The following is a 16,014-nucleotide window of genomic DNA, read 5'->3' on the forward strand; positions in this document are numbered from 1 at the left end:
TCCGCCGGCCTAGAACGCGTCCGTCGGGACGTACGCGCCCCAGACCTCGCGCAGCGCGTTGCAGACCTCGCCTACCGTGGCCCGTGCCCTGAGCGCGTCCTTCATCGGGTAGAGCACGTTCTCCGTTCCCTCGGCCGCCTTCCTGAGCTCCGCCAGTGCCGCGTCCACCGCCCCCTGGTCGCGCTCGGCCCGGAGCTTCGCGAGCCGGTCCGCCTGCTGGGCCTCGATCGCGGGGTCCACGCGGAGCGGCTCGTAGGGCTCCTCCTCGTCCAGGCGGAAGCGGTTCACGCCGACGACCACGCGCTCGCCGCTGTCCGTCTCCTGGGCGATGCGATAGGCGCTGCGCTCGATCTCGGCCTTCTGGAAGCCGCGTTCGATGGCGTCGACCGCGCCGCCCATGTCCTCGACCTTGAGCATCAGCTCCAGGGCGGCGGCCTCGACGTCGTCGGTCATCTTCTCGACGACGTACGACCCGGCGAACGGGTCCACCGTCGCGGTCACGTCGGTCTCGTACGCCAGGACCTGCTGGGTGCGCAGGGCGAGGCGGGCCGACTTGTCCGTCGGCAGGGCGATCGCCTCGTCGAAGGAGTTGGTGTGCAGCGACTGCGTGCCGCCGAGCACAGCGCCGAGTCCTTGGACGGCCACCCTGACCAGGTTGACCTCGGGCTGCTGGGCGGTCAGCTGCACCCCCGCGGTCTGGGTGTGGAAGCGCAGCATCAGCGACTTGGGGTTCTTCGCGCCGAACTCCTCCCGCATCACCTTCGCCCAGATCCTGCGCGCGGCACGGAACTTGGCGACCTCCTCCAGGATCGTCGTACGGGCGACGAAGAAGAAGGAGAGCCTTGGCGCGAAGTCGTCCACGTCCATGCCCGCGGCGACTGCGGTGCGCACGTACTCGATGCCGTCCGCGAGCGTGAACGCGATCTCCTGCGCGGGCGTGGCACCGGCCTCGGCCATGTGGTAGCCCGAGATCGAGATGGTGTTCCACTTCGGGATCTCGGCCTTGCAGTACTTGAAGATGTCGGCGATCAGCCGCAGGGAGGGCTTCGGCGGGAAGATGTAGGTGCCCCGGGCGATGTACTCCTTGAGCACGTCGTTCTGGATCGTGCCGGTGAGCCGGTCGGCGGGCACGCCCTGCTCCTCCGCGACGAGTTGGTAGAGGAGCAGCAGGAGCGAGGCGGGGGCGTTGATCGTCATCGAGGTGGAGACCTGGTCCAGCGGGATACCGCCGAACAGCACGCGCATGTCGTCGATCGAGTCGATCGCCACACCGACCTTGCCGACCTCACCGGAGGCGATCGGGGCGTCCGAGTCGTGTCCCATCTGGGTGGGCAGGTCGAACGCGACGGACAGGCCCGTCGTGCCGTTGGCGATCAACTGCTGGTAACGGGCGTTGGACTCGGTGGCGGTGCCGAATCCGGCGTACTGCCGCATCGTCCACGGCCGGCCGGTGTACATCGTGGGGTAGACGCCGCGCGTGAAGGGGAATTCGCCCGGGTTGCCCAGCTTCTCCTCGGGCCGCCAGCCGTCCAGTGCCTCCGGCCCGTACACCGGCTCGATGGGCAGTCCCGACTCGGACTCACGCGTCATGTGCTGTGCCTCCCGCTCAAGCTACTTATCGGTAACCAGTCTCGCGACGGACTCTAGCGGCGTCGCCGCGGCCTGCGAGGGGCCTTCCCTGGGACCTTGCTCACAGCCCGCGCCCACACATCCGGGCCCAGGACCCCATCATGCTCAGGATTCGGCGACCGGGCAGGGCGGGAATCCGTCAGAGGAGATGTCCGGGTGAAAGCTCCGGGCGGAACCCCGGACGGGACGTCCGGGCCGCCCGGTGGTGGCGACCGTGTGAGCCGAGGGCCAGGGGGCCGGGATGAGACACGTACGGACGAACAGCCCGGGTCGCGGGCCGCGCGTGTCGAGGGCGCTGGCCGTCGGAGCGCTCGCGCTGGCCGGCCTGACCACGGGGTGTGAGCCCGGCGCCGTGGGGTCGGGGGAGCCCGCCGCCCCGGCGCCGGCGGCCACGCGTCCGGCGGACGACTCCCGACCGTCCGGCGCCCCGGCGAGCCCTTCGGCCACGCCGTCCCGGACGCCGGGCGCACGGCCCTCGCGGCGGCCCGGGACCCTGATGTCCCGCGGGGACCGCAGCCGGCGGGTTCGGGAACTCCAGGCGCGGCTGCGCCAGATCGGCCACTTCGACCGCAGCCCCACCGGGTACTACGGCACGGTCACCGTCGCCTCCGTGCAGTCGTTCCAGGGCAAGCGGGGCCTGCCCCGCACGGGCAGGACGGACACGGTGACCTGGCAGCGGCTGCTCGCCATGACACGGAAGCCGACGGCGCGAGAGCTCGATCCGCCGGTCTCCGCCCCCACGGCACGGCCCGACGCCCGCTGCATGACGGGCAGGGTCCTGTGCATCAGCAAGAACAGCCGCACACTGTCCTGGATGATCGACGGCCGGGTCGTCTCGTCGATGGACGTACGGTTCGGTTCGCAGTACACCCCCACGCGCGAGGGCACCTTCTCGGTGTACTGGAAGTCCCGCCACCATGTCTCGACGCTCTACGACTCCCCCATGCCGTACGCCATGTTCTTCAGCGGCGGCCAGGCGGTGCACTACTCCTCGGACTTCGCGGCCCGGGGCTACAGCGGGGCTTCGCACGGCTGTGTGAACGTGCGGGACGAAGGAAAGATCGCCTCCCTGTTCGCACAGGTGAGGGACGGCGACAAGGTCGTCATCTACCGGTAGCCGACGGGATGAGGGGCGCGGGCGGGACCGGGGGAACGTGTCCCGCCCGCGCCGGAGTGCGCTGAGCCGAAGGTACGGGGGGAACCCCGGCTCATTGCGCGGCCGATGACCAGTCGGCAATCTCTACTGCGCCGGACCGCCGAAGAACGTTACAGCGCCCACGTCCGCGCAGGTCAGCGCGGTACGGAAGAGAGCAGGAACGCCGGGCCGCGGGACGGTGCGGCGTCCGGGCGCGTGCCGTCCGGGGACCGCGTGGCCTCCAAGGGGCGCGTACCGTCCGGGGACTGCGTGCGGAAGAGGACCGGGGGAAACGATCCGTTGCCTTCGGAGCCGTCCCCTTTCCCTCCGTCGCCCTTGCCGTCGTCCTCGTCGGCGCCACCGCCCCCGCCGCCCTGCTCGCCCCGGCCCTCCCCGTCCAGGAGCCGGTCGCAGAAGCGGTCCAGATTGCGTTCTCCGTCGGCCAGTTCGAGAAGGCGGCGCTCGTCCTCCTCACTCAGGTTGTCGTTCCGATAACCCCGGCAGGCCCTCACGGACCGCGCGTACACCTCCGCCGCCGACTCCCCGGGCGTCCGCCCGTCCGTGCCGTCCTGGGTGCCGTCCCCGCTGTCGCCGGTGTCGCGGTCGCGGCCGGTCGCGCCGGCACCGTCCTGCCCGTCGGCGTCCGCCGTCCCCCCGGCCGCGCCGCCGGGCGTCTCCGACGGCACCGGAGGGGTGGGCACTCCGGGGACGCGGGAAGGCGGCGCGGAAGGTCCCCCGCCGCCGGGCGACTCGGCGCCCAGCTCCTCCGGGGTCGCCGCTGCCGAGACCGAGGCGGCCGGCGCGGCGGGGCCGTGACCGCCGAACGGCGTGGGGAGCATGCCCGTCCCGCCGGCGACCGCCACCCCGCCGAGCGCACACCCGGCGAGCGAGACGGCGAGACCGAGGCGCACCGGCCGGGTCCAGCGAGGGCGCCGCACCGGCACCTGGGGCGCGTTCCCGATGCGTACGGTGTGCGGCGCCTCCTGCCGTCCCACAGGTCCCGCGGCGCTCACCGATCCGCTACGCTCCCCGCCACGGGACGCCTCACGGAAGGCCGCCAGCACGGCTGCCTCACCGGGGAGTTCGGCGCCAGAGGCTTCCGGCGCCCGCAGGGCGCGCAGAGCCTCCTCGAGCCGACGGGCCTCGGCTCTCGCATCCTCGCCGACGGGCTCGACGGCATCGCCGCGGAGCAACATCTCCGCCGCGTTCACGTCAAGCCACTGATGCTGCTCGTCGGCCATCACATGTCCTTCTGCGTCCACGGACGCGAATGCGTCACACCGGCGGGCGCCGCCGAGCCCTGACGGCCGGGCCTCTGCGCGGGTACGGCGCCGAGTTCCTTGGCCACCAGCGGAAGCTCGTCGTCCGGGCCGGCGTCCGCGCCGAGCAGCTCCGCGAGCCGCTTCAGTCCGCGATGGGCAGCCGTACGCACGGCGCCGGGCCGCTTGCCCAGGGTCCGGGCCGCGCTCTTGGCGTCGAGCCCGACCACCACGCGGAGCACGACGGCCTCGGCCTGGTCCTGGGGCAGCTGCGCGATGAGCGACATGGCCCGTCCGGTGGCCATCGACTCCAGCGCCTCGCCCGCCGTGTCGGACTCCGCCGCTTCGCCGGCCAGCTCGCTCTCGTCCCCGCCGATCGCCGGCCGCCTGCCCCTCATGCGTATGTGGTCGAGCGAACGGTTGCGCGCTATCCGCGCCGCCCAGCCCCGGAAGCGGTCGGCGTCCCCGCTGAACCGGTCGAGGTCCCGCGCTATCTGGAGCCAGGACTCGGAGGCCACGTCCTCGGCGTCCGGTTCACCGACCAGCGTCCGTATGTATCCCAGCAACCGCGGATGCACAGCGCGGTACACAGTCCGGAAGGCGTCCTCGTCCCCGTCCTGTGCCGCGAGCACCGCGGCGGTCAGCTCCGCGTCGTCCCCCAGCACTCCCTCAACCCGCCCTGCTGATCTCAATCGCAGCTGGTCACCGCTGCTGCGCCACCCTGCGCGAATCAGCACGCTACGTGGTCGGACGGTTCCCCGTCCATGACTTGTACAACCCGCAACTGTCTCCTGACCCAGTGAGGTGTGACAGAAAACGCACCTGTGGCGCTGAGATGAGTACGGGGTCGCCCTGCGGCCCTGTGGAAGACGGCCGGGGCCTCTCCTGTGGGGGGTGGCGGCCCCGGCCGTCCTTCCGTCCTCCCCGGCTCCGGCCGGGCAGGCCGCGAGTCCTCGGAGGCTCGCTCCGCGCGGATCGCGCCCGGCGCGGACCCCTCGCGGCCGGCGACGCGGGACGGCCGGGAGGATGGCGGCCCCGGCAGTGGCCCTCCCCCGCTCCTCCTCACCACCGGCTCCTCATCACGTCACCTCAGGGCGCGCCGGGCCGGGTCCGGCCACGGGCACGGCGGGACATCACCGCGCGCAGCACCCTGCGGCCCTCGACCGACAGGTCCATGACCCTGCGCAGGCCCGTCGCACCGCCGGCCGTCTCCGTCCCCTCGGAGAGGGTCTCCAGGATCTCGGCCTGACGGCGGAGCTCACCGACGAGGAGCGGGCCGCCGTACACCGGGCCGCCCTCGCGGCAGCGGTTCAGCGCGTCCGGGTCCGTCGCCGACGGGAAGTCGAACCGCCCGTGCACGTCCAGCGCGAGGAGCGAACAGGCGTCCGCCCACGCGCGCAGCGGTGCCGCCTCGAAGTTCCGGGGCGCGTCATGGAGCAGGGCGACCACCCGGGTCGTCGTGTCGCCGGCCCCCGGCGCACCGGAACCGGCCGGTCCCAGCCCCGCGAGCACCGCGTCGAGCCGGGTGGCCCACTCGGCGCCGGTCTCGCAGCCCGCCCAGAGCGGGCGCAGCGGTTCCGGGTCACTCCCGTCCTCCGGTGGCGGAAGACAGCGGTCCAGGCAGGCGAGCCCACTCGCCGCCAGACCTCGCTCGTCGGCGTCCGCGATCAGCTCCAGCAGACTCATCGACACCTCCCCCATCCGTGCCTCGGTCCCACGGGAGCGCATCGCTTCCCGCTACCGCTTACAGCGCCCGATGGCCGAAAAGCGTCACTCTGCCGACACGGAGGATCACTGCGGGAGTCAGCCGGGCAGCCTTTCGATGCCCAGGCGGTCCAGAAATATGAAGAAAAGTTCCTCCCCGGATCTCTCCGGCCAGTCGACGCGGAGCAGTTCGAGCAGAGGCCCTTCGAGGACGCCATGGCCGGATTCCGCCGCCCACTGCACGGCGCGCTGGGCCGCGTCCTCGGGCAGCAGGAAGAAGTCCTCGATCGTCATGCCGTCGCGGTCCATGCGCGCGGCCATCGGCGCCCGGCCCAGACAGGCGTACCAGGAGCCGCTGTACGGCGCCGCCGCCTCCACCGCCACGCAGACGCCGTCCATGACGAACCCGAGGAGCACCGGCGCACGCGCGGCATCGGCCAGCGCGGTCATGCTGCCCGGCGAGGGTTCGGTGGGGTGGGCCCATACCTGCCAGCCGTCCGCGCGGTACTCCCTGAGCGTCAGCCGCTCGCGCGCGTCCCGCAGCGCGGGGTGGCCGATGAGCGGCTCACCGCTGCGGCCCACCAGATAGCAGCCCCAGAAACCCACGTCTCGCTCCCCCCGCGGCCCGGGGTGCCATTCTGCCCACCGGAGACCGCGGGAAAGCGCGAAATCGGGTCAACTACGGCGCGGCAGGACCCGTCGGCGCCTTCACCGGGCCGGCGGCGCCCGATGAGCCGGGTGAACCCTCCTGGGGCAAGGCCTGCGAGGCCGGCCCGAGCGCCATGCGCTCCCGCTGCATGCGGGTCAGCTTGTGGACGAACACGATCGCGAGCGCCGCCGCGACGCCGTCGACGACGTCGGCCACCGCGGTCGTGGTGACCGCGTCGACGATCTCCCGCCCCGTCATGGCCTGCTCGTACACCCGCCCGGCGTACCGGGTGAGGAGGAGGGAGAAGACCCAGAACCCCCACCAGAGGTGGAGCGGCGCCTTGGAGACCGGGGGCCCGGCGCCCTCCGGGCCCGTCCCGGCGCTCGCGGACCATATCCCGCCGGCGATCCGGCGCGGCAGCCAGAAGTTCGCCAGCGGCACGAACCAGCCGCCTATCGCCCAGCCGGGTCTCATGGGCTGCCGGCTCGCGTCGAACACCTCGGCGTTCCGCCGGACGCGGTGGAACCAGATGATGAACAGGACAGCGGTGGCGAGCATCGCGAGCATCTGCAGGCTGCCGGCCTCTGCGTAGAGGAGGTCGGCCCCGCGCGCCTCCGCGTCGTCGAGGTCGCTCCCGTCACCGGTGAGCGCGTCGCCGAGCAACCCGCGGTAGTACAGCCCGACCGCCACGGCCAGCAGGTCCGTGGCGATGACCGCGGACAGGGACACGATCACGGCCTTCGCGAGCCCTCCGGGCGAGCGCAGCCGGTGCCACCCTTCTCCGGGCGGTGTCGAGGCCGCGGGCATCAGCCCGCCGGGGGCGCGCCGGCTGAGCATGGCGCAGCCGCGGCAGCGCCCGTCGGCGGTGACGACAGGTCTTGTGCCGCAGGTGAGACAGAGCATGACGAGGCCCCCGGGGTTCGGGTCCTCCCGCGCGCAGGGCGCGGAGGGACGACGGCGCCGCGCGCCCCTTCCCGGGGCGCGCGGCGCTTCGAGCCCGAAGAGTCTCAGGCGTCGCTCATCGCGTGCTGTCGGCCAGCTCCTCGAACTGGGCCCAGGTCAGCTTCGGCTCCCGCGGGTCCCACAGCTTCTGCGAGACGGCGTTCAGCGGCATCCGGATCCCCTCGGCCACCTGCTCCTGGGTCTGCGCGTTCGGCAGGTCGCCCCAGACCGCGAACCGGCCGCCCAGGATCTGCTTCGAGTAGCGCTCCGCCACCGGCTCGGTGCCGCGCAGGACGAACGGGGTCCACTGCTCGTAGATCCGCTCACCCGTCGGATACGTGAAGTCGTTGGGCTCGCCGAGCACGTAGTAGAGGTACTCGTCGTTGAGGTTGATCACGTCACGCCCCTCCGCGAGGTACTCCTGGGGCGGCCGGGCGCCGATCTCCTTGCCCGTCCAGTACTCGACCTCGATGTCCTTGTGGGCGGTGACCGTACCGCCGCTGAAGAAGCCGTCGTTCCACGCCTTGGGGATCTTCTCCGCCTTCCGGATCACCGCGGCCCGGTCGTTCAGCCAGCCCTCGGTGAGGTCCTGGACCGTGGCGCCCTCGCCGTACTTCTCCCGCGCGGCCGTGGCCAGCTGCGGGTAGGAGGCGGCCGGATCACTCACGGTCAGGGCCTGGTACTCGTCCGCGCCGACGTGGAACCAGTCGCCGGGGAAGAGTTCCGCGTACTCGTTCAGTAGGTCGTCGACGATCTTCGCCGAAGCGGACTTGGAGATGTCGATGGCGCCCTGCCGCGCGACGCCCTGGGTGTTGCGCAGCTGGAGGTCGGGGTGGGCGCGCAGGACGGCGCCCAGGTGTCCCGGGGAGTCGATCTCGCCGACGACGGTGATGTGGAGGCTCTGGGCCAGCTTCACGATCCGGCGTACCTCGGCCTTGCTGAGGTGCTGCTCGGAGACCACCTCGGGGTGCGTGTCGGACTCGATGCGGAAGGCCTGGTCGTCGGAGAAGTGCAGTCCGAGCTGGTTCAGCTTGAGGTCGGCCATCTCGCGCAGCCGGCTCTCGATCCAGTCCACGGAGTAGTGCTTGCGCGCGATGTCGAGGTTGAGGCCGCGCTGCGGGCGGTCGGGGGTGTCACGGACGACGCCCTCGGGCATGGAGCCGTCGGCGTTCAGGGACTGCTTGAGCGTGCGGGTCCCGTAGAAGACCCCGGCCTGACCGGTCCCGCTGATGGTGACCCGGTCCCCGGCGGTCCTGAGGGTGTAGGACTCCGGGCCGCCCTTGCCGGAGGGGGCGAGCGCCAGCTGGACGTCACCCACTCCGGGGTCCTTCTCGCCCCCGTAGCTGATCTTCAGCTCCCGGGCGAGCAGCTTCGCCTCGTCGGTGAGTCCGGGGTCGGCCGCCACCACGGTGCTGTCCTTGGCCGGTTTCCAGCCGGGGCCGCGGGCGGGGGTGTGCTCGCGCACCGCGGGTATCGTCCGCGGCGTCGTGGAGAGCGGATAGCTCCGGCTGGGCGACGGTGAGGCGGAGGCGCGGGCCGCGGACGCCGGCCCGTTCTGCGTCCCGGAGCCGGAGCCCTCGGGCCAGACGACGACGGTGAGGGTGACGGCTGCGGCCGCCGCGACGGCCGCGCCGGCCACCAGGGGTCCACGTGAAGGCGACATCGGTCAGAAACCTCCGGATCGGGGGAAAAACAGATCAAAGAAGATGAGAAAGTCAGGCATTTCCCCCACTGGAGCGTCCATCAAGCGTTCCGAAACTCTCCCGTGCGGGTGAATTTCGCGCCTCCTTCAGTCACTCGTCACGCGGCCTCGCTAGCGTTGACGGCAACACGAACCGATCTTCACCTCCACCCCCCACGCAACCTCGTCGCTCTCGGAACCCTCTCCAGGGTCACAGATGTCACTCATTCGAGGAGTCCCGCTGTCCAGGTCCAGCGAGTCCCACGCAGGCCTGCCGGAACCACAGCGGCAGACCGGGCGGACGGCCGTACCCGTACAGAGCCGGGGCACCGCCCCGGCCGCCGGGGAGGCCTCGGCGGAGGCCTCCATTCCGGAACCAGTGTCCGTGAGTACGCGCGGGAGTGCCCACTCGAGCGGCCTCGCCCGCTTCAACGCCTGGCCCCGGGAGCTGGCCGAAGCCGCCCTGCTGGAGTGCTGCGGCAGTCACCGCTGGGCGCTGCGGCTGGCCGCGCACCGGCCGTACCCGGACATGGACACCCTGCTCGCCGCCTCCGACGAGGCGGGCTACGACCTCGCGCCCGCGGACATCTCCGAGGCGCTCGCCGCGGAGAGCGCCCCCTGTCTGCACCACGAGGCGCCCCGCGCCGCCCATCTGGCGCTGCGCGCCGCGCACGCCGCGTACGAGAGCCGCTTCGGCCATGTCTTCGTGATCTGCCTCGACGGCCTGCGGCCCTCCCTCCACGTCGACCAGGTGCTGGCCGCCATCCGCACCCGGCTGGCACACGAACCGGACGAGGAGCGCTCCCTGACCGCGGAGGAGATGCGGCGACTCGCCCGGGGCCGCATCATCGAGCTGGTGACGGAGGCGGGCCGGACACCCGACCCGTTCCCCCCGGTGGCATATGACCCTCAGTAGCCCGTCCGTGCCTGTTTGATTGCCACTTTGATCACACCGCCAGGCCCCGCCGCCATGGAACCGACAAAGCGTCGCTACGATGGCCGGGGCCGGTGGACCGTACCCGGCCGGGTCAGACCGACAGTCAAGCCGGCCGACCCCAATCCCCGCTCCCGGAGGGTTCTTCCGTGCCGGCTGGAACGCTGTACCGCGGCCGGGAAGGCATGTGGTCCTGGGTGGCTCATCGAGTCACCGGTGTCCTCATTTTCTTCTTCCTGTTCGTACACGTCCTGGACACCGCTCTCGTGCGTGTCTCCCCCGAGGCGTACGACGACGTCGTGGCCACATACAAGACCCCGCTCGTCGCGCTGCTCGAGTACGGCCTGGTGGCCGCCATCCTCTTCCACGCGCTGAACGGTCTCCGCATCGTCGCCGTGGACTTCTGGGCCAAGGGCCCGCGCTACCAGAAGCAGATGCTCTGGACCGTCCTCGGTATCTGGATCGTGCTGATGGTCGGGGCCCTGTACCCCGTCCTCGGCCACGCCGTACGTGAAGTCTTCGGGAGCTGAGGCCAATGTCCACCGAGACTTCTTCGTCGTCGGCCATCGGTGACGTCGAGGCCGTGAGCCTCTACGACGCCGACAACCCGGCCCCGGTCATCGAGCCCCCGCGCAAGCGCACGGGCAAGACCCCCAAGGGCTCGCGCACCAACTTCGAGATGTACGCCTGGCTCTTCATGCGCCTGTCGGGCATCGTGCTGGTCGTTCTCGTCATCGGCCACCTGCTGATCCAGCTGGTGCTGGACGGCGGCGTCTCCAAGATCGGCTTCGCCTTCGTCGCGGGCCGCTGGGCCTCGCCGTTCTGGCAGGTCTGGGACCTGGCGATGCTGTGGCTCGCCATGCTCCACGGCGCCAACGGCCTCCGTACGGTCATCAACGACTACGCCGAGCGGGACAACACCCGTTTCTGGCTGAAGATGCTCCTGTACACCGCAACGGTGTTCACCGTCCTGCTGGGCACGCTGGTGATCTTCACCTTCGACCCGAACATCCGCTAGGCGCCGGGACAGAGGGACCAGAGGAAAACCATGCAGATCCACAAGTACGACACCGTCATCGTCGGCGCCGGCGGCGCCGGCATGCGCGCGGCCATCGAGTCGACGAAGCGCAGCCGCACCGCCGTGCTGACGAAGCTCTACCCCACCCGCTCCCACACGGGCGCGGCGCAGGGCGGCATGGCCGCCGCGCTCGCCAACGTGGAGGAGGACAACTGGGAGTGGCACACCTTCGACACGATCAAGGGCGGCGACTACCTGGTCGACCAGGACGCCGCGGAGATCCTCGCGAAGGAGGCCATCGACGCCGTCCTCGACCTGGAGAAGATGGGCCTGCCGTTCGGCCGTACGCCCGAGGGCAAGATCGACCAGCGCCGCTTCGGCGGTCACTCCCGCAACCACGGTGAGGCCCCCGTCCGTCGCGCCTGCTACTCGGGCGACCGCACCGGCCACATGATCCTCCAGACGCTGTACCAGAACTGCGTCAAGGAAGGCGTGGAGTTCTTCAACGAGTTCTACGTCCTGGACCAGCTGGTCGTCGAGGAGAACGGCGTCAAGAAGTCCGCCGGCGTCGTCGCCTACGAGCTGGCCACCGGCGAGATCCACGTCTTCCAGGCGAAGTCGGTCATCTACGCCTCGGGCGGCACCGGCAAGTTCTTCAAGGTGACGTCGAACGCGCACACCCTGACCGGTGACGGCCAGGCCGCCTGCTACCGCCGGGGCCTGCCGCTGGAGGACATGGAGTTCTTCCAGTTCCACCCGACGGGCATCTGGCGCATGGGCATCCTGCTGACGGAGGGCGCCCGTGGTGAGGGCGGCATCCTCCGCAACAAGGACGGCGAGCGCTTCATGGAGAAGTACGCGCCGGTCATGAAGGACCTCGCGTCCCGTGACGTCGTGTCCCGCTCCATCTACACGGAGATCCGTGAGGGCCGCGGCTGCGGTCCCGAGGGCGACCACGTCTACCTCGACCTCACGCACCTCCCGCCGGAGCAGCTGGACGCGAAGCTCCCGGACATCACCGAGTTCGCGCGTACGTACCTCGGCATCGAGCCCTACACGGACCCGATCCCGATCCAGCCGACCGCGCACTACGCCATGGGCGGCATCCCGACCAACGTCGAGGGCGAGGTGCTGGCCGACAACACCACCGTCGTCCCGGGCCTCTACGCCGCCGGCGAGGTCGCCTGTGTCTCCGTGCACGGCGCCAACCGCCTCGGCACCAACTCGCTGCTCGACATCAACGTCTTCGGACGCCGTTCGGGCATCGCCGCCGCCGAGTACGCCGCGAAGAACGACTTCGTCGAGCTTCCCGAGAACCCGGCGCAGCTGGTCCAGGATCAGGTCGAGCGGCTGCGCAACTCGACCGGCACCGAGCGGGTCCACCAGCTCCGCACGGAGCTGCAGGAGTGCATGGACGCCAATGTGATGGTGTTCCGCACCGAGCAGACCATCAAGACCGCGGTCGACAAGATCGCCGAGCTGCGCAGGCGCTACCTCGACGTGTCGATCCAGGACAAGGGCAAGCGGTTCAACACCGACCTGCTGGAGGCCATCGAGCTGGGCAACCTGCTCGACCTGGCCGAGGTCATGGCGACCTCCGCGCTGGCCCGCAAGGAGTCCCGCGGCGGTCACTACCGCGAGGACTACCCGAACCGCGACGACGTCAACTTCATGCGCCACACCATGGCGTACCGCGAGGTCGCGGACGACGGCACCGAGTCGATCCGGCTCGACTACAAGCCGGTCGTCACGACCCGCTACCAGCCGATGGAGCGTAAGTACTGATGGCAACCCCCACCCTGGAGAAGTCGGACAAGGCCCCCGAGCCCGAGGCCGGCTTCGCCGACACCCCGTACATCACGGCGACGTTCCGGATCCGCCGCTTCAACCCCGAGGTCTCCGAGGAGGCCGAGTGGCAGGACTTCCAGATCTCGATCGACCCGAAGGAGCGTGTGCTCGACGCCCTTCACAAGATCAAGTGGGAGCAGGACGGCACCCTGACGTTCCGGCGCTCCTGCGCGCACGGCATCTGCGGCTCCGACGCGATGCGGATCAACGGCAAGAACAGGCTCGCCTGCAAGACGCTGATCAAGGACATCAACCCGGAGAAGCCGATCACGGTCGAGGCCATCAAGGGCCTCACGGTCCTCAAGGACCTCGTGGTCGACATGGAGCCGTTCTTCCAGGCCTACCGCGACGTCATGCCGTTCCTCGTCACCAAGGGCAACGAGCCGACGCGTGAGCGCCTGCAGTCCCCCGAGGACCGTGAGCGCTTCGACGACACCACCAAGTGCATCCTGTGCGCCGCGTGCACGTCCTCGTGCCCGGTCTTCTGGAACGACGGCCAGTACTTCGGCCCGGCGGCGATCGTCAACGCGCACCGCTTCATCTTCGACTCGCGTGACGAGGCCGGGGAGCAGCGGCTGGAGATCCTCAACGACCGTGACGGTGTGTGGCGTTGCCGCACGACGTTCAACTGCACGGACGCCTGCCCGCGTGGCATCGAGGTCACCAAGGCGATCCAGGAAGTGAAGCGCGCGCTGATCACGCGTCGCTTCTGATCCACGCGTCACCTGGGAGGCCCCGTCCCCCGCACGCTCCGTGCGGGGGACGGGGCCTCTTCGCGCGTCCGCCCCGGCGGGCCCGTGGCGGGGGGTCGTACGGCCGTGGCGTGAGGTCCCGGCCGCTCACCGGCGCCGGGGGCGGCGGGCACCACCGGAACTCCCGGATAGCCTGGGGCATGTGGTGATGGAAGAGAAGAACGCGGCGGACCGGGCGGCCCGGAAGTCCAAGGCGCCGAAGAGCGAGCAGACCCGCACCCTGATCCTGGAGACCGCGCTCCGTCTCTTCGAGGAGCGCGGCTACGACCGCACCACGATGCGGGCCGTCGCCCAGGAGGCGGGCGTCTCCGTCGGCAACGCCTACTACTACTTCTCCTCGAAGGAGCACCTGGTCCAGGGCTTCTACGACCGGCTCGCGGCCGAGCACGCCGCCGCCGTGCAGCCGGTGCTGGAGGGGGACCCCGATCTCGCCGTGCGCATCAGGGGCCTGCTGCTGTGCTGGCTGGACGTGGCCGGCCCGTACCACCGCTTCGCCGCCCAGTTCTTCAAGAACGCGGCGGACCCGGACAGCCCGCTCTCCCCCTTCTCGCGGGAGTCCGCCGACGCGCGCGAGGCGGTCGTCGCCCTGCACGAGCGGTGCCTGTCGGGCTCCGACGCGAAGGCCGACCCGGAACTGGCCGCGCTGCTGCCGCAGCTGATGTGGCTGATGCAGATGGGCCTGGTGCTGTTCTGGGTCTACGACCGCTCCGAGGACACCGAGCGCAGCCGCCGTCTCGTCGAGCGCACCGCGCCGCTGGCCGCACGGGCGATCGCGCTGTCCCGCTTCCGGGTGCTGCGCCCGCTCGTGCGGCAGATCCACGACGTGCTGGTGGAGTTCCTGCCCGGCGCCGGCTCACGCGGCGCCCAGGACGTCAGATCCAGCTGAGTTCCCACAGCCGCCAGATCCCGGTGCCGTCGGAGAGGTACTGGGAGCCGGACACGCTCTGCTTGCTGACGACGTAGTCCTTCTTCTGCCACAGCGGGACCAGCGGCACGTCCTCGCCGACCAGCTGCTGCAGTTCCTTGAAGTCCGCCGACGTCCGGCCGCGGTCGCTGTACTGCTGGGTGGCCGAGATCAGGGCGTCCATCCTGGCGCTGACGTAGCCGTTGTGCAGCGAGCTGTCGCGGCCGACCAGCGGCTGGCTGAAGGTGTCGGGGTCCGGGAAGTCGGGGAGCCAGCCCACGGTGTACGCGTCGTACTCGCCGGCGGCGTAGCCCTTCTGGAAGGCCTGCCACTCGACGGCCTTCTCCGTGACGTCGAACAGGCCGTCCTTCTCCAGCTGGCGGACCAGCTCGGCGGACTCCTCCTTGTTGGCGTCGTCGTCGCGGTGGGCGAAGGTGAGGGGCAGCGGAAGCTTCGCGCCGGCCTCCTCCATGAGGGCCCTGGCGCGCTTGGGGTCCGGCTCCGGGTAGGCATCGAAGAAGGGGGTGCTGTGCCCGATGTAGCCCTGCGGGATCAGCGAGTAGAGAGGGTCGACGGTGCTCCGGTACACGTCGGCGACCAGTGGCCCGCGGTCGATCAGCCAGGCGATGGCCTGGCGGATGCGCTTGTCCGAGAGGGGGGAGTCCTTGCGGACGTTGAAGACCAGGTTGCGGATCTCGGCGCTGTCGGCCTCGGTCACGCGCATGTCGGTGGCGCCCGGGTCCAGCTCGGCGAGCTGCTCGGAGGGCAGCTGACGGTGCGTGACGTCGACGTCGCCGGCCGCCCAGGCCGCCTGGAGCGCCTCGGAACCGTCGAAGTAGCGGATGTCGACCGGGCCCCCGGTCTTCTTCAGGGCGCCCTTGTAGGCCGGGTTGGGCACCAGCTCGGCGGCGACCCCGGGTGTGTACGACGTGAGGGTGTACGGTCCCGAGCCGTCGACCTGGTTCCCGGTGCGGAGCTTGTCGTCGGGGTAGTGCGTGGGGTCCACGATCGACCCGGCGCCCGTGGCCAGCTTCTGCGGGAAGGTCGCGTCGCGCGCCGAGAGGTTGAAGGTGATCGTGCGGCCCTCGGTCACGACGGTCTTCAGGCTCGGGAACAGCACCGAGGGCCCGACGTCCGCCTTGATCCTGAGCATCCGCTCGAAGGAGTACTTGACGTCCGCCACCGTGATCTTGCGGCCGTTGGAGAAGGTCAGGTCGTCGCGCAGCGTGCACCGGTAGGTCTGGAGCTTCTCACCGATGAACCCGCAGCTCTCGGCCGCGTCCGGTTCCGGGACGACCGCCCCGGACCTGAACGTCATCAGGGACTGGTAGAGGTTGCTGTAGATCGCCCAGGAGCCCGCGTCGTAGGCGCCCGCCGGGTCCAGCGAGGTGACCTCGTCCGACGTGCCCACCGTGATCGGGGACTCGTTCTCCTCGTCCGAGGGGAGCAGTTGCCAGGCACCTGCTCCCGCGACGACCAGTACCACCAGAATCGCGAGAATCCGTAGACGGATCGACCGCATGTGCCGTGCTCCCTTAACAACCCACCCCGGCTCATGT

15 protein-coding genes are annotated in these 16,014 nt (G+C 70.7%); 7 read left to right on the forward strand and 8 right to left on the reverse strand.

Features of this window, described 5'->3' with window-relative positions:
• Positions 1–9 precede the first annotated feature (9 nt).
• Positions 10–1,590 (reverse strand): acyl-CoA mutase large subunit family protein, encoded by a 1,581-nt coding sequence (locus ACFY8O_RS04135; RefSeq protein WP_387898615.1) that lies wholly within the window; start codon positions 1,588–1,590, stop codon positions 10–12.
• Positions 1,591–1,870: 280 nt separating this feature from the next.
• On the opposite strand from ACFY8O_RS04135, the gene ACFY8O_RS04140 reads away from it, so the two are divergent.
• Positions 1,871–2,746 (forward strand): L,D-transpeptidase family protein, encoded by an 876-nt coding sequence (locus tag ACFY8O_RS04140; RefSeq protein ID WP_387898618.1) that lies wholly within the window; start codon positions 1,871–1,873, stop codon positions 2,744–2,746.
• 173 nt (positions 2,747–2,919) lie between these two features.
• Here ACFY8O_RS04140 and ACFY8O_RS04145 read toward each other — a convergent pair whose 3' ends face one another.
• From ACFY8O_RS04145 to ACFY8O_RS04170, 6 genes are all read right to left on the reverse strand, one after another.
• Positions 2,920–4,005, reverse strand: a complete 1,086-nt coding sequence (locus ACFY8O_RS04145) for a hypothetical protein (RefSeq protein ID WP_387898621.1) — start codon at positions 4,003–4,005, stop codon at positions 2,920–2,922.
• Positions 4,005–4,688 carry an RNA polymerase sigma factor gene (locus ACFY8O_RS04150; RefSeq protein ID WP_387898624.1) on the reverse strand — a complete coding sequence of 228 codons (684 nt, stop codon included), beginning with the start codon at positions 4,686–4,688 and terminating at the stop codon, positions 4,005–4,007. Before ACFY8O_RS04150 ends, ACFY8O_RS04145 begins: the two co-directional genes overlap by 1 nt.
• Before the next feature lie 424 nt (positions 4,689–5,112).
• A complete protein-coding gene (locus ACFY8O_RS04155) occupies positions 5,113–5,709 on the reverse strand; it encodes a hypothetical protein (protein ID WP_387898627.1) in 597 nt (198 codons plus the stop codon).
• A gap of 117 nt (positions 5,710–5,826) precedes the next feature.
• Positions 5,827–6,333: a hypothetical protein gene (locus ACFY8O_RS04160; RefSeq protein WP_387898630.1), complete on the reverse strand. Its 507-nt coding sequence runs from the start codon at positions 6,331–6,333 to the stop codon at positions 5,827–5,829.
• A 73-nt stretch (positions 6,334–6,406) separates the two neighbouring features.
• On the reverse strand, positions 6,407–7,279 hold the full coding sequence (locus ACFY8O_RS04165; protein ID WP_387898633.1) for a DUF4328 domain-containing protein: 873 nt from the start codon (positions 7,277–7,279) through the stop codon (positions 6,407–6,409).
• A gap of 115 nt (positions 7,280–7,394) precedes the next feature.
• Positions 7,395–8,981 (reverse strand): family 20 glycosylhydrolase, encoded by a 1,587-nt coding sequence (locus tag ACFY8O_RS04170; protein ID WP_387898635.1) that lies wholly within the window; start codon positions 8,979–8,981, stop codon positions 7,395–7,397.
• A 385-nt stretch (positions 8,982–9,366) separates the two neighbouring features.
• On the opposite strand from ACFY8O_RS04170, the gene ACFY8O_RS04175 reads away from it, so the two are divergent.
• From ACFY8O_RS04175 to ACFY8O_RS04200, 6 genes are all read left to right on the forward strand, one after another.
• Complete coding sequence (locus tag ACFY8O_RS04175) at positions 9,367–9,915, forward strand: 2-oxo-4-hydroxy-4-carboxy-5-ureidoimidazoline decarboxylase (RefSeq protein ID WP_145804817.1); 549 nt, start codon at positions 9,367–9,369, stop codon at positions 9,913–9,915.
• Positions 9,916–10,082: 167 nt separating this feature from the next.
• Entirely contained in the window at positions 10,083–10,463 is a 381-nt protein-coding gene (gene sdhC, locus ACFY8O_RS04180; protein ID WP_014154475.1) for a succinate dehydrogenase, cytochrome b556 subunit, read from the forward strand.
• Positions 10,464–10,468: 5 nt separating this feature from the next.
• Complete coding sequence (locus ACFY8O_RS04185) at positions 10,469–10,951, forward strand: succinate dehydrogenase hydrophobic membrane anchor subunit (RefSeq protein ID WP_145803868.1); 483 nt, start codon at positions 10,469–10,471, stop codon at positions 10,949–10,951.
• A gap of 30 nt (positions 10,952–10,981) precedes the next feature.
• A complete protein-coding gene (sdhA, locus tag ACFY8O_RS04190; protein WP_145803869.1) occupies positions 10,982–12,736 on the forward strand; it encodes a succinate dehydrogenase flavoprotein subunit in 1,755 nt (584 codons plus the stop codon).
• Positions 12,736–13,512, forward strand: a complete 777-nt coding sequence (locus tag ACFY8O_RS04195; RefSeq protein WP_387898640.1) for a succinate dehydrogenase iron-sulfur subunit — start codon at positions 12,736–12,738, stop codon at positions 13,510–13,512. Before sdhA ends, ACFY8O_RS04195 begins: the two co-directional genes overlap by 1 nt.
• Positions 13,513–13,693: 181 nt before the next feature.
• Positions 13,694–14,437, forward strand: coding sequence for a TetR/AcrR family transcriptional regulator (locus ACFY8O_RS04200; protein ID WP_387898642.1), 744 nt, complete (start codon positions 13,694–13,696; stop codon positions 14,435–14,437).
• On the opposite strand, the gene ACFY8O_RS04205 is transcribed toward ACFY8O_RS04200, so the two are convergent.
• Positions 14,424–15,977 carry an ABC transporter substrate-binding protein gene (locus ACFY8O_RS04205; RefSeq protein ID WP_145803873.1) on the reverse strand — a complete coding sequence of 518 codons (1,554 nt, stop codon included), beginning with the start codon at positions 15,975–15,977 and terminating at the stop codon, positions 14,424–14,426. The two genes, ACFY8O_RS04200 and ACFY8O_RS04205, sit on opposite strands and share 14 nt — an antisense overlap.
• Between the last annotated feature and the right edge of the window lie 37 nt (positions 15,978–16,014).

Source organism: Streptomyces argenteolus (assembly GCF_042902585.1).
GTDB lineage: Bacteria > Actinomycetota > Actinomycetes > Streptomycetales > Streptomycetaceae > Streptomyces > Streptomyces argenteolus.